Genomic DNA, 20,344 nt, shown 5'->3' on the forward strand with positions numbered 1-20,344 from the left:
CTGCGTGGGTCATTGCTCGGCTTGGAGGATGGACCGCCTACTATGGAAAGCCTGGTCCAAAGGTGATGCGCCTGGGCCTCGAAGCCTTCCGTCGCATCAAATACGGCACCACTTTGAGGCTCAAAAACGTGTGAATCGGATAGCCGGTGACCGGGCTCTTTTGCCACCGTCACTTCATAGAAGCTTAGCGCCAGCGTCGGGGCGCCAGGACCACACGACTTCACCGTCCGTGATGCGTATGCTCGTCAGTCACATCCATCACGTCCACCGCATCTCACCGCAACGTTCGTGACGATCGCGAGCCGCCCCTCATTCGGGTGAGACGCGCGGAGTTAAATCACTGATTTGCCCGACGGCGAAAGCGGAATGTTTTTTCTGCGAGGGCTGGACAGACTTTCGGTGATTTGCCCGTCGGGTTGTTATGTCGCACCCAAACTAGCCACAACATCATTGCGAGCGCAGCGAAGCAATCCATAGCGCCGCTTGTGGAGACGTGGATTGCTTCGCTGCGCTCGCAATGACGGGACTGTCGTTCCGGGGCGACGCTAAGCGTCGAGCTCGCAATGACGACGGAGGTGGCGCCGATGTTGTCGGTCAACGACCGAGAGCGTGGAATGCTGCCCGCAGCTACGGGCGGCTCATCTCACGCATACCGGCCGTGGCAGTGCTTGTACTTCTTGCCGCTGCCGCAAGGGCAATCCTCGTTGCGGCCGACCTTGCCCCAGGTGGCGGGGTTGTTGGGATCGCGGTCGGAGGGGGCGGCCTTCGGCACCAGCGAGGCGTTGGCGAAGGACATCTCGTCCTCGCCGGTGTTGGGATCGAGCTTGTGCGCTTCCATCGCCGGCAACACCGGCTGCTGCTCCTCCGGCGGGATGATCTCGACCCGCATCAATTGCGCGGTGACGGCCTCGCGCAGATGCGAGCTCATCTCCTGGAAGAGGTTGAAGGCTTCGGTCTTGTACTCCTGCAGCGGATCGCGCTGGCCATATCCGCGCAGGCCGATCACCTGGCGCAGATGGTCGAGCATGATCAGGTGCTCGCGCCAGAGATGGTCGAGCGTCTGCAACAGGATCGTCTTCTCGACGTAGCGCATCACGTCGGGGCCCCATTGCGCGACCTTGGCCGCCATGCGCTCGTCGACATGCTTCTCGATCCGCGCCAACAATTCCTCGTCGGCGATGCCCTCTTCCTTGGCCCATTCGTCGACAGGCAGGTCGATATCGAGCACGCGCTTCAATTCGTCCTTCAGGCCAGCCGCATCCCACTGCTCGGCGTAGGCATGCTCCGGGATATGCTTGGCCACCAGATCCTCGATGAAGGCGTGGCGCATGTCGGTGACGGTCTCGGCGACGCTCTCGTCCTTCATCAATTCGACGCGCTGGTCGAAGATCACCTTGCGCTGGTCGTTCTGGACGTTGTCGAACTTGAGCAGGTTCTTGCGGATGTCGAAGTTGCGCGCTTCGACCTTCTGCTGCGCCTTTTCCAGCGCCTTGTTGATCCAGGGATGGATGATCGCCTCGCCCTCTTTCAGGCCGAGCCGGGTCAGCATGCTGTCGAGCCGGTCGGACCCGAAGATGCGCATCAGATCGTCTTCCAGCGACAGGAAGAATTTCGAGCGGCCGGGGTCGCCCTGGCGGCCGGAACGGCCGCGGAGCTGATTGTCGATGCGGCGGGATTCATGCCGCTCGGAGCCGATGATGTAGAGGCCGCCGGGCTTGGTCACCGTCTTCGCCGGCTTGCTGCCCTTGGCGGGCTCGACCTCGACAACCTCCTCGGCCTTCAAGACGATCTCGCGGAAGCGCTCGATGTCGGCCTTGATCTGCTCGATCTTCTGCGCCTTCTCGGCTTCGTCAGCGACCGAGGCCGTCTCCTGCTGGATCCGCATCTCGAGCGAGCCGCCGAGCTTGATGTCGGTACCGCGGCCGGCCATGTTGGTCGCGATCGTGATCGCGCCGGGCACGCCGGCTTCGGCGACGATATAGGCTTCCTGCTCGTGGAAGCGCGCATTCAAGACCGCGAACAGCTTGGCCGGCTTGCCGGCGCGCGCCGCGGCATAGAGCTTGTCGAGCGCGCCGTGATTGCCGAAGTCGATCTGCTTGTAGCCGTGCTTGCGCAGGTACTCGGCCAGCACTTCGGATTTCTCGATCGAGGCGGTGCCGACCAGCACCGGCTGCAGCCGCTTGTTGGCGCGTTCGATCTCTGCGAGGATTGCGGCATATTTTTCGGTCTGCGTGCGATAGACCTCGTCGTCCTCGTCGAGGCGCGCCACCGGTAGGTTGGTCGGGATCTCCACGACCTCGAGCTTGTAGATGTCGAACAATTCGTCGGCTTCGGTCGCGGCCGTGCCGGTCATGCCCGCCAGCTTCTCGTACATCCGGAAATAGTTCTGGAAGGTGATCGAGGCCAGCGTCTGGTTCTCCGGCTGGACCTGGACGTGCTCTTTGGCTTCCAGCGCCTGGTGCAGGCCTTCCGAGTAGCGGCGACCCGGCATCATGCGTCCAGTGAACTCGTCGATGATGACGACCTCGCCGTCGCGAACGATGTAATCCTTGTCGCGGGTGAACAGCGTGTGCGCGCGCAGCGCCTGGTTGACGTGGTGGACGACCGAGACGTTCTCGACGTCATAGAGGGAGTCGCCCTTGAGCTGGCCGGCATCGCGCAGCAGCCCTTCGAGCTTTTCCATGCCACCTTCGGTCAGCGTCACCGTGCGCTGCTTCTCGTCGACCTCGTAGTCCGACTTGTCGAGCTTGGGAAAGAACGTGTCGATGGTGTTGTAGAAATCCGAACGGTCGTCGAGCGGGCCGGAGATGATCAGCGGCGTCCGCGCCTCATCGATCAGGATCGAGTCGACTTCGTCGACGATGGCGTAATAGTGCCCGCGCTGGACCATGTCCTCCAGGCGGTACTTCATGTTGTCGCGGAGGTAGTCGAAGCCGTATTCGTTGTTGGTGCCGTAGGTGATGTCGCAGCCATAGGCGGTCTTGCGCTCGGCATCGTCGAGCCCGTGGACGATGACGCCGGTGCTCATGCCGAGGAAGGAATAGATCTGGCCCATCCAGCCGGAGTCACGGCGGGCAAGGTAATCGTTGACGGTGACGACATGGACGCCCTTGCCGGCGAGCGCGTTGAGATAGACCGCGAGCGTCGCCACCAGCGTCTTGCCTTCGCCGGTCTTCATCTCGGCGATGTCGCCCTCATGCAGCACCATGCCGCCGATGAGCTGCACATCGAAATGGCGCTGACCGAGGGTGCGCTTGGCGGCCTCGCGGACGGTGGCGAAGGCCGGAACCAGGAGGTCGTCGAGCGTCTTGCCGTTCGCCAGCTCCTGCCGGAATTCGGCGGTGCGGGCCTTCAACGCCTCGTCCGAAAGCTTTGCGAGCTCGGGCTCCAATGCGTTGATGGCGTTGACGCGGGCCTGATAGCCCTTCACCCTCCGGTCGTTGGCGGAGCCGAACAATTTGCGGGCGAGCGCGCCGATCATGCGTAGTTCCTGTTCTTCTGCGTTGCAACCAGAGCGTGGTGCCGCCGATTGTCTATCAACTCACCGTGACGCACCCCGGCAACGGCCCCAACCTGGGGCCCGATCCGCCAATTAAGTGGGAAGCAAGCAATCCAAGGTTCAACGGCCAAAAACGTAAGCAAAATGAGCGCTATCGCCATTGACACGATGGGCCAGAGATATGGCCCGCTCCGGGGGTTGTCAACGCTCGGCAGGATGTCAAGGAATTCATCATTTTGTCAGACTTTTCGCGTTGCCAAGGCGGCTTGATTGGGCGAGTGTCCGCCCCGCTCAAGAGAAGTTCCCCCTGTTCGAGACAAGTTAAGGATTTTGCATGACCACGTCGTTCGCGGAAATGAAACCCGGCTTGCGTATCGGCCTCGCATCCCTGGCCGTGACCGGCTCGATCGCCGCGGTTCTCGCCTTCGGTCTGCCGGTCCGTGCTGAGGATTCCAACCCGGTGCTTGCCAAGGTCAACGGGCAGGAGATCCGCCAAAGCGATGTGGCGATCGCCGAAGAGGAACTTGGGCCGAGCCTGCAGCAGATGGACCCTGCGACGCGGAAGGATAACCTCCTGGCCTTCCTGATCGACATGAAGATCGTCGCCAAGGCCGCCGAGGACAAGAAGGTCGACAATACCGACGAGTTCAAGAAGCGCCTCGCCTTCACCCGCAACCGCCTCCTGATGGATAGCCTGCTTGCCAGCGAGGGCAAGGCGGCGACCAACGACGACGCCATGAAGAAGGTCTATGAAGAGGCCTCCAAGCAGATCACCGGCGAGCAGGAAGTGCATGCCCGCCACATCCTGGTCGAGACCGAGGACGAGGCCAAGGCAATCAAGGCCGAGCTCGCCAAGGGCGCCGATTTCGCCGAGCTCGCCAAGAAGAAGTCCAAGGATCCCGGCGCCTCCGATGGCGGCGATCTCGGCTTCTTCACCAAGGAGCAGATGGTGCCGGAATTCTCTGCCGTCGCCTTTTCGCTCGAGCCGGGCAAGATCTCCGACCCCGTGAAGTCGCAGTTCGGCTGGCACATCATCAAGGTCGAGGAAAAGCGCAACCGCACCGCGCCGCCCTTCGACCAGGTCAAGAGCCAGATCGAGACCTATGTGACCCGCAAAGCGCAGGCCGACTATGTCGCCAAGCTGCGCGAGGCCGCCAAGATCGAGCGCATGGACAAGCCGGAAGAGACCGCCAAGAGCGACGCCAAGCCTGCTGATACGACGGCCCCCGCCGCCAAGCCGTCCGACTCCAAGATGGCGCCGCCGGCGAAGAAGTAAGAATTCGCTGTCACTTCAGCGAAGCCAATAGTATCTACACTCGTCATGGCCGGGCTTGTCCCGGCCATCTACGTCTTGGCGCCTCGCCGGCCGGGAAAAGGACGTGGATGGCCGGGACATCTTGCGCGAAGACGCGCTTCGCACTTTAGCCCGGCCATGACGATTGCGCCTGCCTGATTGGAATCCGCCATGTCCACCGCCGTTTCTCCCCTCGCCCCGACAGACGTTCCCGATTTGCCCGCGATTGCGGGCGTCAGGCTTGCGACGGCGGCGGCCGGGATCCGCTACAAGGGGCGCACCGATGTGCTGCTCGCGGTGATGGACAAGGGCACCACCGTCGCCGGTGTCTTCACCAAGTCGAAATGCCCGTCAGCCCCGGTGGAGTGGTGCCGCGCCAAGCTCGGCAAAGGCGGATCTTCTAAGGGAGGATTTGCACGCGCGCTGGTGGTCAATTCCGGCAACGCCAACGCCTTCACCGGCAAGACCGGCAAGCAGTCGACCGCGCTGACCGCGCAGATCGCCGCTAAGGCGGTCGGCTGCGGCGTCAATGAGGTGTTCCTGGCCTCCACCGGCGTGATCGGCGAGCCGCTCGATGCGACCAAGTTCGACGGCGTGCTGGCGACGCTGGCCGAGACGGCGACGCCCGACGACTGGATGAGCGCAGCGAAGGCAATCATGACCACCGACACCTTCCCGAAAGTCGCGACCGCGACCGTCAAGCTCGGCAAGGCTAAGGTGACGATCAACGGCATGGCCAAGGGCGCCGGCATGATCGCGCCTGATATGGCGACGATGCTGTCGTTCATCTTCACCGATGCGCCGCTGTCATCGGCCGCGCTGCAACAGCTCCTGAAGAGCGGGGTCGAGGACACCTTCAACGCCGTCACCATCGATGGCGACACCTCGACCTCGGACACACTATTGGCATTCGCGACCGGCGCCGCCGCGGCAAACGGCGCGCCGAAGATCAGCCGCGCCAGCGATCCGCGCCTGAAAGCGTTTGCAAAGGCGTTCCGCGATGTGCTCGCCGATCTTTCCGAGCAGGTGGCGCGTGACGGCGAAGGCGCGCGGAAACTGGTCGAGATCATCGTCGATGGCGCGACGACCAAGGCTTCCGCTCGCAAGATCGCGATGTCGGTGGCGAACTCGCCGCTGGTCAAGACCGCGATCGCCGGCGAGGATGCCAATTGGGGCCGGGTGGTGATGGCGGTCGGCAAGGCCGGCGAGCCCGCCAACCGCGACAAGCTCTCGATTTCCTTCAACGGCATCCGCGTCGCCAAGAGCGGCGCCCGCGATCCCTCCTACAACGAGGCGGAAGTGTCGCAGGCGATGAAAGAGCCGAAGATCCAGATCAAGGTCAATCTCGGCCTCGGCAAGGGCCGCGACCGCGTGCTGACCTGCGATCTCACCAAGGAATATGTCGCGATCAACGGCGATTATCGGTCGTAATTCTATGTAGGATGGGTAGAGCGCAGCGAAACCCATCCTACGATTCAGCAGGCGTGCCGCGCATGACCGATATCAAACTCACCCTCGTGGTTGCCTGCGCGCTCATCGATGCCGACAAGCGCGTGCTGCTGGCGCAGCGGCCTGCCGGCAAGCCGATGGCGGGGCTCTGGGAATTTCCGGGCGGCAAGGTCGAGGCCGGCGAACGGCCGGAAGCGACGCTGATCCGCGAATTGCATGAAGAACTCGGCATCACCGTCGCCGAGCCGTGCCTGGCGCCGCTAACCTTCGCGAGCCACGCCTATGAGACGTTTCACCTGCTGATGCCACTCTATATCTGCCGGCGCTGGGACGGCATGGTGACGGCGCGCGAGGGACAGAACCTCGCCTGGGTCCGCGCCAACAAATTGCGCGACTATGAGATGCCGGCGGCGGACATTCCGCTGATCCCGCATCTGATTGATCTGCTGTTGTAGGTTTGCTCGCGACAGGGCCGCCGCACCCTCACTCGTCATGCGCGGGCTTGACCCGCGCATCCATCTTCGAAAAAGGCTCTTTCCAGATCGATGGATCGCCGGGTCAAGCCCGGCGATGTCGGCTGCGGTATTCGGCGTCAGTCGCGTTTTGCCCGCTTCACCGCCTCTGCCAAACTCGCTTTCGCCGAACCCGGCCGCAGCGGTTTTTGCTGGCTTTCATGCGGTGCCCAGCCGGACAGCCAGATCACGTCGAAGGTGGCGCGGATGCGGCCGTCAGGATCGGCGAAGCGATCGGCATAGATTTGCGCCAACCGCAATAGCGTGGCGCGGCGGGTTGGCGCGCGGCGCCGCTCGACCAGGATATTGGTGGCGCCCATGCGCCGCAATTCCTGCATCAGCGCGAAGGCGTTGGCGTAGCGCACCACGATGCGGTCGACGTCGGTCACCGGCAGCGCGAAGCCGGCACGCTGCAACAGCGCGCCGATGTCGCGCAAATCGGCGAATGGCGCCACGCGCGGCGACACTCCGCCCTCGCATTCGGCTTCGGCGGCGGCGAAGGATTGCCGAAGCTCGGTCAACGTATCGCCGCCGATCATCGCCGCGAGCAACAGCCCGTCGGGCCTGAGCGCGCGACGCACCTGCGCGAGCACGCCGGGAAGATCGTTGACGAACTGGAAAGCGAGCGCGGAGACCGCAAGATCGAGCGAAGCCGGCTGCAGCGGAAGGACTTCGGCAGCCTCGAACGCAACCTCGCGGACGGACTTGCATCGCGCGCGCAAGAGATCATGGAGCGCATTGCCCGGCGTCCAGATGTCGGCGGCATCGGCAAACTCCCGCGTGACCGCCTGCAAACGCTCCGCCATGTCCTCGCCGACGCGCTCGAGCAGGAAGGTGACCGGCGCATCGCGCCGCGCGCGCTTCAGCCGCGCCGCGAGCAGCGAACGATCGAACAACACAGGTGTGGTCGGATTTGCGGCCATGTCCGCTGGTTACGCCCTGCCTTCACCTCTGGCAACGCAATGCTTGAGCTGACACGATCATGAGGCTAGCCTCGGTCCATGGGCGCCGAGGCATCACCATCCCGCTCCATTGCAGGCCATCTGCGCGGCGCGCTGAGCGTTGCGCAGGGAGCATGGACGCATGCAGTACGGCTGATGCTCGACATCGCGCTGCCGACGCTGTGCGTTTCGTGCCGCGAGCCGGTCGATGGCGAGGGCGTCTGCGCCGCCTGCTGGGCCAAATTGTCGTTCATTGCACCACCGTTCTGCCCGCGGCTCGGCATTCCCTTCGTCTACGACCCCGGTCCGGAGCTGTTGTCGATGGAGGCGATCGCCAGTCCGCCGGCCTACCAGCGCGCCCGCGCCGCGGTGCGCTATGACGACGTCGCGCGCACGCTGGTGCACGCATTGAAATACCAGGACCGCACGGACCTCGCGCCAGCAATGGGCCGCTGGATGGCGCGCGCGGGGAAGGAATTGCTTCGCGACGCCGATATTTTGGTACCAGTTCCCCTGCACTGGCGGCGCGGCTGGAGCCGCCGCTACAATCAATCCGGCGCGCTTGCCCGCGTCATTTCGCGCCAGAGCGGCGTCGCGCTTGCCCCCGATGCGCTGCGCCGGGTGCGCTCGACCGAGCAGCAGGTCGGATTGTCGCGGGCGCAGCGGGCGACCAATGTCCAGGGTGCTTTCAAAGTGGGGCCGGACCGCGCGGCCGAAATCCAGGGCCGCCGCGTGATCCTGGTCGATGACGTCCTGACCTCGGGAGCGACGGTCGACGCCTGCGCGCGGGCGCTTCTGCGCGCCAAGGCGGCACAGGTCGATGTGCTGGTGTTCGCCCGGGTTGTCGATAGCCACAAAACTCCCATATAATCCCGGACAAAATCACAACCGAGCGCACCATGACCGCTGCGATTGAAATCTATACCCGCCCGGGCTGCGGCTACTGCAGCGCGGCCAAGTCGCTTCTGACCCGCAAGAAGGCGGCGTTCACCGAATTCAACGTGGCCAGCGACGCGGCCTATCGCGACGAGATGTACAAGCGGGCCGGCGCCGGTTCGACCTTTCCGCAGATCTTCATCGGCAGCACCCATGTCGGCGGCTGTGACGAGCTCTATGCGCTCGACCGCGAGGGCAAGCTCGATGGCCTCTTAGCCAGCGAAGGCGTGGCCTGATGAGTGCCGACAGCACCTTCACCGCAGCCATGGTGCAGATGCGCACCTCGCTTCTGCCGGAGCCGAGCCTCGAGCAGGGCATCAAGCTGGTGCGCGAGGCGGCGGCGCAAGGCGCGGACTATGTGCTCACGCCCGAAGTGAGCAACATGATGCAATTGAACCGCAAGGCGCTGTTCGAGCATCTGGCGACGGAAGAGGACGACAAGTCGCTGAAGGCCTATCGCGCGCTCGCAGCCGAATTGAAGATCCATCTGCATATCGGCTCGCTGGCACTGCGCTTCTCGCCGGAGAAGGCCGTGAACCGGTCCTTCCTGATCGGCCCGGACGGCAATCTGCTCGCCAGCTACGACAAGATCCATATGTTCGATATCGATCTGCCCGGCGGCGAGAGCTACCGCGAATCGGCCAATTACCAGCCGGGCGAGACTGCTGTGATCTCCGATCTGCCCTGGGGCCGGATCGGATTGACGATCTGCTATGACGTGCGCTTCCCGGCGCTGTACCGCGCGCTGGCCGAAAGCGGCGCGTCCTTCCTGACCGTACCGTCTGCCTTCACCCGCAAGACCGGCGAGGCGCATTGGCACATTCTGCTCCGCTCGCGCGCCGTCGAGACCGGCTGCTTCGTGTTTGCCGCCGCGCAAGCCGGCCTGCATGAGAACAAGCGCGAGACCTATGGTCATTCGCTGATCATCGATCCCTGGGGCGAGATCCTCGCCGAGGGCGGCGTCGAGCCGGGCGTGTTCCTGGCGAAGATCGATCCGGCCAAGGTCGAGACCGCGCGCAGGGCGATCCCCTCGCTGCAGCACGGACGGCGTTTCACCGTCGCCGACCCCAAGGCAGGTCCGGAGCATCTGCACCTCGTCCGGGGCTCAGCATGATCCGCTACAACCTGCGCTGCGAACGGGGCCACGCTTTCGAAAGCTGGTTCCAGACTTCGTCGGCTTACGATTCTCAGGTCCGCCGCAAGCTCGTGACCTGCCCGACCTGCGGCTCGTCAAAGATCGAGAAGGCAATCATGGCGCCGCAGATCGTCGGCAAGAAAGGCCGCGAAAGCGCAGCGCCTGTGCCGGCCGAGCAGCCGGCGGCAGCGCCAGCCGAATCCACGCCGCTGATGATGGCGCAGGAGCGCGAACTGCGCGCCAAGCTGAAGGAATTGCGCGACCACATCGTCAAGAACGCCGACAATGTCGGCGACCGCTTCCCCAACGAGGCGCGCAAGATGCATTACGGCGATATCGAGCACCGTCCGATCTACGGCGAAGCTTCGCCGGAGGAAGCCCGCTCGCTGATCGAGGAAGGCGTCGAGGTCTCGCCGCTGCCGGTGCTGCCGGACGACCGGAACTGATCCTCACGCCGCGATCAATAGCGCCACACCGATCACGATCAGGACGATGCCGGAAAACTCGCGCGGCGAGATCGGCTGCTTGAATGAATAATACGCCACGCCTTGCGCGAACAAGACTTCGATCAGCGCCAGCGTTCGCACGTTCGCCGCCGCTGTCAGTGCGAAGGCAAGGAACCAGAATTGCGAGGCGAACGCGCCCATGAAGCCCGCCAGCATCGATGGCCGCCATAATCCGAGGATCGCCTTGAGCACCCCGGGCGCCCGCAGCAACAGATAGATCGACAGCACCAGCGTCTGCACGAACAGGCCGAACACCAGCGTATAGGACGACGCCGTCACGAAGGAGACACCGGGCACCGCGATGATCGCGCCCCGGAAGCCGATCGCCGACAGCGCAAACGCAGCCGCCGCGACCAGGCCCATGATGGTCGGCCTCAGCTCCGCAAACCCCTTCTCGCCGCCGGGCCGAAGTGCGGTGATGACGACGCCGATGGTCGCGATCAGGATCGCGATCACCTTCAGCAAGGTGAGATGATCGCCGAGGAAGACGAAGCCGAAGATCGCGGTCTGGATCGCCTCGGTCTTCAGATACGCCGTCGTCACCACGAAGGAGCGCTCGTTCATCGCCAGCAGCATCAGGCCGGTGCCGACGATCTGGCTGAGCGCACCGAGCAGCAGCCACGGCCAGAACGCCACCGGCGGCCACGGAGCGGAATCGCCGGTCACCACGATGACCAGCGCAAAAAACAGGATCGAGAACGGAAAGCCGAACAGGAAGCGGATATTGGTCGCGCCCCAGGTCCCGAGCGGCCCGGTCAGCGACCGCTGCATCGCATTGCGCGCAACCTGCCCGAGCGCAGCGACGATGGTGAAAGGAATCCAGAGCCAGGAAATCGTCAGCATGTGCGCAAGAATCGCGGGCGGGCGGGGAAAACGCTCTCACCGTGCCGGGCGCCGCGCGCGCGGTCAACCGGAACAGCGCATGACAGGATTGCGCTGCGGCGCCTCGTCATTGCGAGCGGAGCGAAGCAATCCATGCTTCGGCGAGTGGCACTATGGATTGCTTTGCTCCGCTCGCAATGACGGCTTCGCGGGAAATGCTTACCCCTCCTCCGCGACCACCATGTAGTTCACGTCCATGTCCGAGGAGATGTTCCATTGGTCGGCGAGCGGGTTGTAGACCACGCCGGCCTGGTCGGTGATGGTGAGGCGGTTGTCTTGCAGGTAGTGGGCGAGTTCGTCGGGGGTGACGAACTTGCTCCATTGATGGGTGCCGCGCGGCAGCCACCGCAGCACATATTCGGCGCCGACGATCGCGAGTGCAAAGCTCTTCCAGTTGCGGTTAAGCGTCGAGAGCACCATCAGCCCGCCGGGTTTGAGCATCGCCGTGCAGCGTTTCAGAAACACGCCGACGTCGGTGACGTGTTCGACCACCTCCATCGCCAGCACGATGTCGAAGCGCTCGCGCGCGTCCATTTCTTCCACCGTGGTGCAGCGATAATCGATCGCCAGATGCCCCTTGTCGGCATGCAGTTTCGCGGCGGCGATATTGGAGGCCGAGGGATCGATGCCGATCACTTGGGCGCCGAGCCGGGCCAGCGGCTCGCACAATAGCCCGGCGCCGCAGCCGATATCGAGGATGCGCAAGCCGGACAGGCAGCTCAGGCTCCTGACGTTGCGGTCGAACTTGCGGCACGCGGCATCGCGGATATAGCCGAGCCGTAACGGATTGATCTTGTGCAGCGGCGCCATCTTGCCGCGCGGATCCCACCACTCCGCCGAGAGTTTTGAGAATTTTGCGACCTCGGCCGGATCGACCGTGGTGCCGGAAAAGTCAGACTGCATGGCCATGATGCGCGCGCCCCTATCGCGCCGTGATGTAACTACGGAATGCGAGCGGCGAAGCAATCATTTTGATCGTCTTCTGCCCCTCGCCGACGCCGAGAATTCTCACATTGCCGTAGTTGAGGATACGGCCAAGAATGCTCTGGGAGACGTCGACGCTCTCAACTTTGTCGAGGCTCATTTCAAACGTCTCGCGCTGAATGAACCCCTCTTTGTGCACAATCCGCAGATTGGTCACATCGGTCTCGGTGGTCCAACGATGGAACCAGGCGGTCACCGTCTTGTACAACGCCGCGAGCGCCGCGATTCCGCTCAGCGCCAGGCAAAGCACCGCCGGCGCGCCGGTTGGGACCATATAGGCCAGGATCAGGAACACGATCGCCACGCCCCAGCCGGCAATGGCCGGCAGGAAGAAAATCCAGTGCGCGTTCGTCGAATACAGCACCCTCTCACCGGGCTGCAGGATCTCGTCGATATACCGCCCCATACAAACGCCTCAGTTACCGCCGCGCCCCCACCACGGACGGCGCCAGGAACCCGCTTGCCCCCGGCCGCTTCGCTATGTATACGCGCGTTTCAGCCCCCGTGCTTGGGTTAAGCGCGGGCAATCTACCTATCCTCACAGGGAATGCACGCGTCGTCATGGGCCGCCTCGTGATGAAGTTCGGCGGCACCTCCGTCGCCAATATCGACCGAATCCGCAACGTCGCACGCCATGTCAAACGCGAGGTCGATGCCGGGCACGATGTTGCCGTGGTGGTCTCCGCCATGTCCGGCAAGACCAACGAATTGGTGGCCTGGTGCAGCGAGGCTTCCCCGATGCACGATGCACGCGAATATGACGCGGTCGTCGCTTCCGGCGAGCAGGTCACTTCGGGCCTGCTGGCGATCACGCTGCAGAGCATGGGTGTCCAGGCGCGCTCCTGGCAGGGCTGGCAGATCCCGATCAAGACCTCCGACGCGCACGCCTCGGCGCGCATCCTCGATATCGACGGCACCGAGCTCATGAAGCGCTTCAAGGAGCGGAAGGAGGTCGCGGTCATCGCCGGTTTCCAGGGCATCAATCCCGAGACCGGCCGCATCACCACGCTCGGCCGCGGTGGTTCCGATACCTCGGCGGTGGCGATTGCAGCGGCGGTCAAGGCCGACCGCTGCGACATCTATACCGACGTCGACGGCGTCTACACCACCGACCCACGCGTGGTGCCGAAGGCGCACCGGCTCGATAAGATCGCGTTCGAGGACATGCTGGAATTGGCCTCTCAGGGCGCCAAGGTCCTTCAGGTGCGCTCGGTGGAACTTGGCATGGTGCACAACATGCCAATCTTCGTCCGCTCCAGCTTCGACAAGCCTGAAGATATCGACCCGCACGGCACGCCGCCGGGAACGCTGATCTGCAGCGAGGAGGAAATCATGGAAATGCACGTCGTCACCGGCATCGCCTTCTCCAAGGACGAAGCCCAGATTTCCGTGCGCCAGATCGAGGACAAGCCGGGGGTGGCAGCAGCGATCTTCGGCCCGCTCGCGGATGCCAACATCAATGTCGACATGATCGTGCAGAACGTCTCGGAGGACGGCAAGACCACGGACCTTACCTTCACGGTTCCGGCGAGCGACTATGGCCGCGCCCGCGACACCATTACCGCGGCCAAGAGCAAGATCGGCTATCAGCGCTTCGACAGCGCCACCGACGTCTCGAAGGTCTCCGTGATCGGCAGCGGCATGCGCAGCCATGCCGGCGTCGCCGCCAAGGCCTTTGCCGCGCTTGCCGCGCGCAACATCAACATCCGCGCCATCACTACGTCCGAGATCAAGTTCTCGGTGCTGATCGATGCCGCCTATACCGAGCTCGCGGTGCGCACACTGCACACGCTGTACGGTCTCGACCAGGCTTGAGGGCCACCTCTCCTGAAGGGAGAGGTTCCGCACGGGGCGGGCCTCATGGTTCGAGACGCGCCGCAAGCGGCGCTCCTCACCATGAGGGTCTAAGATTCCGCCGCGAAACCAGACCTCATCCTGAGGGGCGCGCAGCGCGTCTCGAAGGATGGGCCACGAAGGAATCGCCCGCCAAGTTCTATTTCATAGGCGATAGCCCTGCCCTGAAAGGGGAGGGTAAAGGGCCCCTCCCTGTAGGAGAGGTGGAACAGCTCAAGCCCACGTTTCTCGCTGTTGCGAGTAAGAATTTCTCTTAGCTACCGCAGCATTGGGCTGACAGAGACGTTATATCTTTTGGCAGGCGTTTTGCTTGGCAAAACAAGCCTCGATTGGCTATACGGCCTGATCGGAGGGTGCCGCAAACTGTGTCACAGTCTTGGCGAATCCGATTCGGCCGGGTTGCGAGGTTGCGGCGGCGCCGATGGATAAAATTGTTGGATTAATCGAGTTTCTCGCCAGTTGCCGGCCACACGGCCTGCTGGTCATGTGGGGGAGGGTTGCAACCTATGCGGAGCGCTTCGGGAGGTCCCCGCGTCCTGTTGAGACGGCTCCGCGAAACCATGGCGGAGCAGGTCTCAGCCCAGGAGCGGCTGGACAAGATCGTGGTCCTGATCGCGGCCAATATGGTGGCCGAAGTCTGCTCGGTCTATGTGCTGCGCGTCGATAACACCCTCGAGCTCTACGCCACCGAAGGTCTGAACCGCGACGCCGTCCACAGGACGGTGCTCAGCGCCCATGAGGGCCTGGTCGGCCTCGTCGCCAGCGAGGCCACGCCGCTTAATTTGAGCGACGCGCAAAGCCACCCGGCCTTCTCCTATCGCCCGGAAACCGGCGAAGAGATCTATCACTCCTTCCTCGGCGTGCCGATCCTGCGCGCCGGCAACACGCTCGGCGTGCTGGTCGTGCAAAACCGCGCCAAACGCACTTATGTCGAGGAAGAAGTCGAGGCGCTGCAGACCACCGCCATGGTGCTGGCGGAGATGATCGCCTCCGGCGAATTGGCGGCGCTGGCGCAGCCGGGCGCCGAACCTGCGGCGCGGCATTCCCTACACAAGACCGGCGCCATTCTCTCCGAAGGCATCGCGCTCGGCCATGTCGTGCTGCACGAGCCGCGCGTCGTCATCACCAACTATATCGCCGAAGACCTGCCGAAGGAGATCAAGCGGCTGGATGCGGCGCTGACCAAGCTGCGCGCCGATCTCGACCGGCTGCTGGAGCGCGGCGACGTCGCCGACGGCGGCGAGCATCGCGACGTGCTCGAAGCCTATCGCATGTTCGCCAACGACCAGGGCTGGTCGCACAAGCTGCATGAGGCGGTTGCCACCGGCCTCACCGCTGAAGCCGCGGTCGAGCGCGTGCAGTCCGACACCCGCGCGCGCATGCTGCGCTCGACCGATCCTTACCTGCGCGACCGGCTGCACGACCTCGAGGATCTCGGCCATCGCCTGATGCGGCAACTGGTCGGCCAGGACCACGCGCCATCACGCGAACAATTGCCCGACAACGCGATCCTGATCGCCCGCGCGATGGGCCCGGCGGCGCTGCTCGACTATGACCGCAAGCGATTGCGCGGACTGGTGCTCGAAGAAGGCACCGCCAATTCCCACGTTTCGATCGTGGCACGCGCGCTCGGCATTCCCGCCGTCGGCGAGGTGCCGAACGCGCCCGGCATCGCCGATCCCGGCGATGCCATCATCGTCGACGGCATCTCGGGCGAGATCTATGTCCGTCCGTCATCGGAGATCGAATCCGCCTACGCCGAGCGGGTCCGCTTCCGCGCGCGGCGGCAGGCGCAATATTCGGCGCTGCGCGACAAGCCTTGTGTGACCAAGGACGGCCAGCCGATCGAACTCTTGATCAACGCCGGCCTGACCATCGACCTGCCGCATATCGATGACACCGGCAGCGCCGGCATCGGCTTGTTCCGGACCGAACTGCAGTTCATGGTGAGCCCGAACCTGCCGCGCTCCAGCGACCAGCTCGCGCTCTATCGCACCGTGCTGGATGCGGCGGGATCGAAGCCCGTCACCTTTCGCACCCTCGACATTGGCGGCGACAAGGCACTGCCCTATATGGAGACGTTCGTCGAGGAAAATCCCGCGCTCGGCTGGCGCGCGATCCGGCTCGGCCTCGACCGCCCGGGACTGTTGCGCGGTCAGATCCGCGCACTGCTTCGCGCCGCCGGCGGCCGCGCGCTGAAGATCATGTTCCCGATGATCTCTGATGTTGCCGAGTTCGATCAGGCCAAGGCGATTGTCGAGCGGGAACTGACTTATCTGCGCCAGCACGGCCATTCGCTGCCCGAGCGCGTCGATGTCGGCACCATGATCGAGGTTCCGGCGCTGCTGTACCAGCTCGACGAGCTGTTGAAGCGGGTCGATTTCCTCTCGGTCGGATCGAACGATCTGTTCCAGTTCCTGTTCGCGGTGGACCGCGGCAACGCCAAGGTCTCGGAACGGTTCGACACCCTGTCCGCGCCGATCCTGCGCGCGCTGCGCGACATCGTTCGCAAGGCGCAGGCAAGCAGGAAGGTCGCCTCGCTGTGCGGCGAGATGGCATCGAAGCCGATCGGCGCGCTGGTGCTGATCGCGCTCGGCTACCGCTCGCTGTCGCTGTCGGCGACCGCGCACGGTCCGGTGAAAGCGATGATCCTCGAGCTCGACGCGAAAAAGGCCGAAGCGATAATCAACCCGCTTCTGGACGCACCGGCCGGCAGCGTTTCGATCCGCGAGAAGCTGACGGAATTTGCGGAAGCCGAAGGGCTCACCTTGTAGCGACGCTCTCCTCGACGGCGCCGCCCCTGCCCTTTCCGTTATTTGAGAACCATCCATGCTGCCCGAAGCCAAACTCGATGTCCTGCTCGCCCATCATGCCTCGCTCGAGGCCGAACTGCTCGGCCAGGTGAATTCGGAACGCTATGTCCAGATCACCCGCGAGCTCGCCGAGCTCAATCCGCTGATCGAGGCGGTGAAGGCCTATCGCGCCGCGCGCACCGAGCTCGCCGACACCCAGAGTCTGATCGCCGATCCCACAACCGAGCCCGACATGCGCGGCATGGCGGAGGCCGAGCTCGAGACGCTGCATGCGCGGCTTGCCGAGCTCGAGCAGAAGATCCGCATCGCGCTGTTGCCGAAGGACGCCATGGACGATCGCAACGTCGTGCTGGAAATCCGCGCCGGCACCGGTGGCGACGAAGCTTCGCTGTTCGCGGGCGACCTGTTCCGCATGTATGAACGCTTCGCCGCGCTGCAGGGCTGGAAGGTCGAGGTGATCTCGGCCAGCGAGGGCACGGTCGGCGGCTACAAGGAAATCATCGCCGAGGTGCAGGGCCGCGGCGCATTCGCGAAACTGAAATTCGAATCCGGCGTGCATCGGGTGCAGCGCGTGCCCGACACCGAGACGCAGGGGCGCATCCACACCTCCGCCGCGACGGTGGCCGTGCTGCCGGAGGTCGAGGATGTCGACGTCGACATCAAGAACGAGGACTTAAGGATCGAGACCATGCGGGCGCAGGGCGCCGGCGGTCAGCACGTCAACAAGACGGAATCGGCGATCCGCATCACCCATATCCCGACCGGCATCGTGGTGATGATGCAGGACAGCCGCTCGCAGCACAAGAACCGGGCGTCGGCGATGAACATCCTGCGCTCGCGCATCTACGATGCCGAGCGCCAGCGCGTGGAGGCGGCGCGTTCCGCCGACCGCAAGGAGAAGGTCGGCTCCGGCGACCGCAGCGAGCGCATCCGCACCTATAATTTTCCGCAAGGCCGCGTCACCGATCATCGCATCAACCTGACGCTCTACAAATTGCCGCAGGTGATATCAGGTGAAGCACTCGGTGAATTGACCGACGCGCTGACGACGGAGCACCAGGCAGCGCAACTCGCCGCGCAGGGTGCGGCGGCGTGAGGACTCCCGTAGCCCGGATGGAGCGCAGCGTAATCCGGGGCAGCGGGCCGGACTGCACGAATCCCGGATTGCGCTCCGCTCCATCCGGGCTACGCGGGATCGCTCCGTCCTGTGGTTATGGGTCCCTGCTTTCGCAGGGACGACGGTGAGGGTGTGAGCGCTTTTGTCGGTCTCAATGTCGATGCGGCGCGCCGACAACTCGGCGCACGCTTCAAATCGGCGGCGATCGATTCGGCCGAGCTCGATGCACGCGTGCTACTCGGCGCGGTGCTCAAGCTCGATCTCACCGGCATGATCACGGCAGCGAGCCGGACGCTGACCGGGAATGAAGCAGCACAATTGGAAGCGTTCGCGCGCCGTCGCCTCGCCGGCGAGCCGGTCGCGCGCATCCTCGGGCAAAAGGAATTCTGGGGACTGCCGCTAAAACTCTCCGCCGCGACATTGGTGCCGCGGCCCGACACCGAGACCGTGGTGGAGTTCGCGATGGAAATTCTCCGCGCGGACGGAGCTTCGGAAAAACCGTTGCGGATCGCCGATCTCGGCACCGGCACCGGTGCCATCCTGCTGGCGCTGCTCTCCGAGCTTGCTGCGGCCACGGGCTACGGCACCGACATCAGCACGGAGGCGCTCAAGACGGCGCGCGCCAATGCGCTGATGTTGGGCATTGGCAATCGTGCGACGTTCATCGCCTGCGACTATGCATCGGGCCTTTCCGGCCACTTCGACCTGATCGTGTCGAATCCGCCCTACATCCCATCCGCTGACATTGCCGACCTTACGGTCGAGGTGCGCGAGCACGACCCGCTTGCCGCGCTCGATGGCGGCGACGATGGGCTGGATGCCTATCGCGCGCTGATCCCGCAGGCCGCCGGCCTGCTGGCCCCTGGCGCCGCCCTGGTTGTCGAATCAGGCATTGGACAGAGCGAGGCCATTGAAGCTTTGATGACGGGTGCGGGGCTCGTCCCAGCCGGTCCGCCGAGGGCAGATCTGGCGGGCATCCCACGGGCGGTGGCGGGCCGCAAATTGCCGCGATAAAGTCCTATTGGAACGCAAAAAAACCTCTTGGAATATCCCCCGGGAACGACTACGTTCCGGTCATGACATCGGTTTGGCCCCGTAACCGTTAACGGGTGAAGACCAGGGTTCTCGCCGAGAGCCCGCCGATCAAAGGTTCCAAAACGCGGGTCTGTATGAGCGCAATAGCCGGGGCTGTGCTGCTCTCGACCGCCAAGCGAACGAAAGCCTGTTATTGCGCTTGAAGACTTACGTGAGAGAACTGGGCTTGCGTGGCAAGCTGAATAATTGATCCGCAGGCCGACCGGCCGGCGGTTGGGGAACGCGTTTTGCTCAACGCGATGGTTGGCGAACTTTGGCATTGATCCGAATGGCATCGTGAGTCGGTGCGCATGAGCGCGTGCGCCAGTTGCACTGGCAACTTCCACCGCAACGGCAATTTCAACGCTGGTAACTAACGCTGGTAACTTAGGGCTGGAATAAAAGGCGAGACATGAGAAACGGTCAAAATAACAAGCGGATGCGTAACCGGAATAACAATAACAACAACAACAACAACAACCGGCGCGGTCAGAACCCGTTGACGCGAGTGTTCGAATCGAACGGACCCGACATCAAGATCCGCGGCACTGCTTCCCACGTAGCGGAAAAATACGTTCAGCTCGCGCGCGATGCGCGCTCCTCCGGCGACCCGGTCGCCGCCGAGAACTACTATCAGCACGCCGAGCATTACTTCCGCATCATCGCCGCGGCTCAGGAACAGCTTCGGCAGAATCAGCAGCAGCCCCGCGTCGACAACAACAACGATGCGTCAACGACCGACGAGGGCGACGAGGACGACAGCTATTCGAGCTTCGGGCAGGAGCCCGGCTTCGTGCCACAGCCGCCCTATGCGCGCGAAAACAATCAGCAGCCCTATCAGCGCGACCAGCAGCAGCCACGCGAGCGCGAGCATCGTCAGCAGCCGCAATATCAAGCGCCGCCGCAGAATCAGCCGCAGCCGGTGATCGCGGACAATGGCGGCGTCGACCGTCTGCCCTCCTTCATCACCGGAGGTGCGCAGCCGCAGGTCAATGGCAATTATGAAGGCAATGGCGGCGGAGAACGCAGCGAACGTAACGAGCGCTTCCCGCGCCGCCGCCGCCGCCCGCACGGCCCGCGACCCGACGCCGCCGCGCAACCCGCGCCGAGCGAAGACGTCAATCCGGGAAATGAGTAGTTAGCCCGCGACAAGAAAGTAGCGAAAAATTTGTAGGGTGGGCAAAGCGAAGCGTGCCCACCTTTCTTGCACCGAACGTGGATGGTGGGCACGCTTCGCTTTGCCCACCCTTCTGTAACGGGCCTTGCTCAGTCAATCCCTTTTTGCGTCATCCGCTCGCCGGGGTCTCGCTTCTGTACGGGGTCGGTGCAAGACCGCCACCTGATGGGG

General features: G+C 63.9%; 17 protein-coding genes. 12 read left to right on the forward strand and 5 right to left on the reverse strand.

Features of this window, described 5'->3' with window-relative positions:
* Positions 1 to 643: 643 nt before the first annotated feature.
* Complete coding sequence (gene secA, locus ACZIRK_RS42335; protein ID WP_130229243.1) at positions 644 to 3,481, reverse strand: preprotein translocase subunit SecA; 2,838 nt, start codon at positions 3,479 to 3,481, stop codon at positions 644 to 646.
* A 352-nt stretch (positions 3,482 to 3,833) separates the two neighbouring features.
* Between secA and ACZIRK_RS42340 the strand changes: the two genes are divergently transcribed.
* The 3 genes from ACZIRK_RS42340 (at position 3,834) to ACZIRK_RS42350 (ending at position 6,697) form a co-directional block, all read left to right on the forward strand.
* Positions 3,834 to 4,775, forward strand: coding sequence for a peptidylprolyl isomerase (locus tag ACZIRK_RS42340; protein WP_130229244.1), 942 nt, complete (start codon positions 3,834 to 3,836; stop codon positions 4,773 to 4,775).
* A 189-nt stretch (positions 4,776 to 4,964) separates the two neighbouring features.
* Positions 4,965 to 6,224 (forward strand): bifunctional glutamate N-acetyltransferase/amino-acid acetyltransferase ArgJ, encoded by a 1,260-nt coding sequence (argJ, locus tag ACZIRK_RS42345; RefSeq protein ID WP_130229245.1) that lies wholly within the window; start codon positions 4,965 to 4,967, stop codon positions 6,222 to 6,224.
* Between the two features lie 62 nt (positions 6,225 to 6,286).
* The gene (locus ACZIRK_RS42350; RefSeq protein WP_028164216.1) at positions 6,287 to 6,697 is read left to right on the forward strand and encodes a (deoxy)nucleoside triphosphate pyrophosphohydrolase; all 411 of its coding nucleotides are present in this window, start codon (positions 6,287 to 6,289) and stop codon (positions 6,695 to 6,697) included.
* Positions 6,698 to 6,834: 137 nt separating this feature from the next.
* Here the strand turns inward: ACZIRK_RS42350 and ACZIRK_RS42355 are convergent, their stop codons facing one another.
* Entirely contained in the window at positions 6,835 to 7,677 is an 843-nt protein-coding gene (locus ACZIRK_RS42355) for a methyltransferase domain-containing protein (protein WP_130229246.1), read from the reverse strand.
* A gap of 78 nt (positions 7,678 to 7,755) precedes the next feature.
* On the opposite strand from ACZIRK_RS42355, the gene ACZIRK_RS42360 reads away from it, so the two are divergent.
* The 4 genes from ACZIRK_RS42360 to ACZIRK_RS42375 are packed head-to-tail and all read left to right on the forward strand — an operon-like array spanning position 7,756 to position 10,212.
* Positions 7,756 to 8,565, forward strand: coding sequence for a ComF family protein (locus ACZIRK_RS42360; RefSeq protein ID WP_130229247.1), 810 nt, complete (start codon positions 7,756 to 7,758; stop codon positions 8,563 to 8,565).
* 29 nt (positions 8,566 to 8,594) lie between these two features.
* Positions 8,595 to 8,867 carry a glutaredoxin 3 gene (gene grxC / locus ACZIRK_RS42365; protein ID WP_028164213.1) on the forward strand — a complete coding sequence of 91 codons (273 nt, stop codon included), beginning with the start codon at positions 8,595 to 8,597 and terminating at the stop codon, positions 8,865 to 8,867.
* Positions 8,867 to 9,745 (forward strand): carbon-nitrogen hydrolase family protein, encoded by an 879-nt coding sequence (locus ACZIRK_RS42370; RefSeq protein ID WP_130229248.1) that lies wholly within the window; start codon positions 8,867 to 8,869, stop codon positions 9,743 to 9,745. The genes grxC and ACZIRK_RS42370 overlap by 1 nt, the downstream gene beginning before the upstream one ends.
* Complete coding sequence (locus ACZIRK_RS42375; protein WP_130229249.1) at positions 9,742 to 10,212, forward strand: DUF1178 family protein; 471 nt, start codon at positions 9,742 to 9,744, stop codon at positions 10,210 to 10,212. The genes ACZIRK_RS42370 and ACZIRK_RS42375 overlap by 4 nt, the downstream gene beginning before the upstream one ends.
* A 3-nt stretch (positions 10,213 to 10,215) precedes the next feature.
* On the opposite strand, the gene ACZIRK_RS42380 is transcribed toward ACZIRK_RS42375, so the two are convergent.
* The 3 genes from ACZIRK_RS42380 to ACZIRK_RS42390 form a co-directional block, all read right to left on the reverse strand.
* Positions 10,216 to 11,115, reverse strand: coding sequence for an EamA family transporter (locus ACZIRK_RS42380; protein WP_130229250.1), 900 nt, complete (start codon positions 11,113 to 11,115; stop codon positions 10,216 to 10,218).
* Between the two features lie 198 nt (positions 11,116 to 11,313).
* Positions 11,314 to 12,063, reverse strand: coding sequence for a bifunctional 2-polyprenyl-6-hydroxyphenol methylase/3-demethylubiquinol 3-O-methyltransferase UbiG (gene ubiG, locus ACZIRK_RS42385; RefSeq protein ID WP_130229251.1), 750 nt, complete (start codon positions 12,061 to 12,063; stop codon positions 11,314 to 11,316).
* Between the two features lie 13 nt (positions 12,064 to 12,076).
* The gene (locus tag ACZIRK_RS42390) at positions 12,077 to 12,544 is read right to left on the reverse strand and encodes a PH domain-containing protein (protein WP_130229252.1); all 468 of its coding nucleotides are present in this window, start codon (positions 12,542 to 12,544) and stop codon (positions 12,077 to 12,079) included.
* A 155-nt stretch (positions 12,545 to 12,699) separates the two neighbouring features.
* On the opposite strand from ACZIRK_RS42390, the gene ACZIRK_RS42395 reads away from it, so the two are divergent.
* The 5 genes from ACZIRK_RS42395 (at position 12,700) to ACZIRK_RS42415 (ending at position 20,134) form a co-directional block, all read left to right on the forward strand.
* Positions 12,700 to 13,953 (forward strand): aspartate kinase, encoded by a 1,254-nt coding sequence (locus ACZIRK_RS42395; RefSeq protein WP_130229253.1) that lies wholly within the window; start codon positions 12,700 to 12,702, stop codon positions 13,951 to 13,953.
* A gap of 545 nt (positions 13,954 to 14,498) precedes the next feature.
* Positions 14,499 to 16,766: a phosphoenolpyruvate--protein phosphotransferase gene (gene ptsP, locus ACZIRK_RS42400; RefSeq protein ID WP_130229254.1), complete on the forward strand. Its 2,268-nt coding sequence runs from the start codon at positions 14,499 to 14,501 to the stop codon at positions 16,764 to 16,766.
* A gap of 55 nt (positions 16,767 to 16,821) precedes the next feature.
* On the forward strand, positions 16,822 to 17,901 hold the full coding sequence (gene prfA, locus ACZIRK_RS42405) for a peptide chain release factor 1 (RefSeq protein WP_028164204.1): 1,080 nt from the start codon (positions 16,822 to 16,824) through the stop codon (positions 17,899 to 17,901).
* Between the two features lie 117 nt (positions 17,902 to 18,018).
* Complete coding sequence (prmC, locus tag ACZIRK_RS42410) at positions 18,019 to 18,936, forward strand: peptide chain release factor N(5)-glutamine methyltransferase (RefSeq protein ID WP_474419586.1); 918 nt, start codon at positions 18,019 to 18,021, stop codon at positions 18,934 to 18,936.
* Positions 18,937 to 19,408: 472 nt separating this feature from the next.
* Complete coding sequence (locus ACZIRK_RS42415; protein WP_130229257.1) at positions 19,409 to 20,134, forward strand: DUF4167 domain-containing protein; 726 nt, start codon at positions 19,409 to 19,411, stop codon at positions 20,132 to 20,134.
* Positions 20,135 to 20,344 lie beyond the last annotated feature (210 nt).

The sequence above is a fragment of the Bradyrhizobium sp. Leo114 genome, from assembly GCF_055229415.2.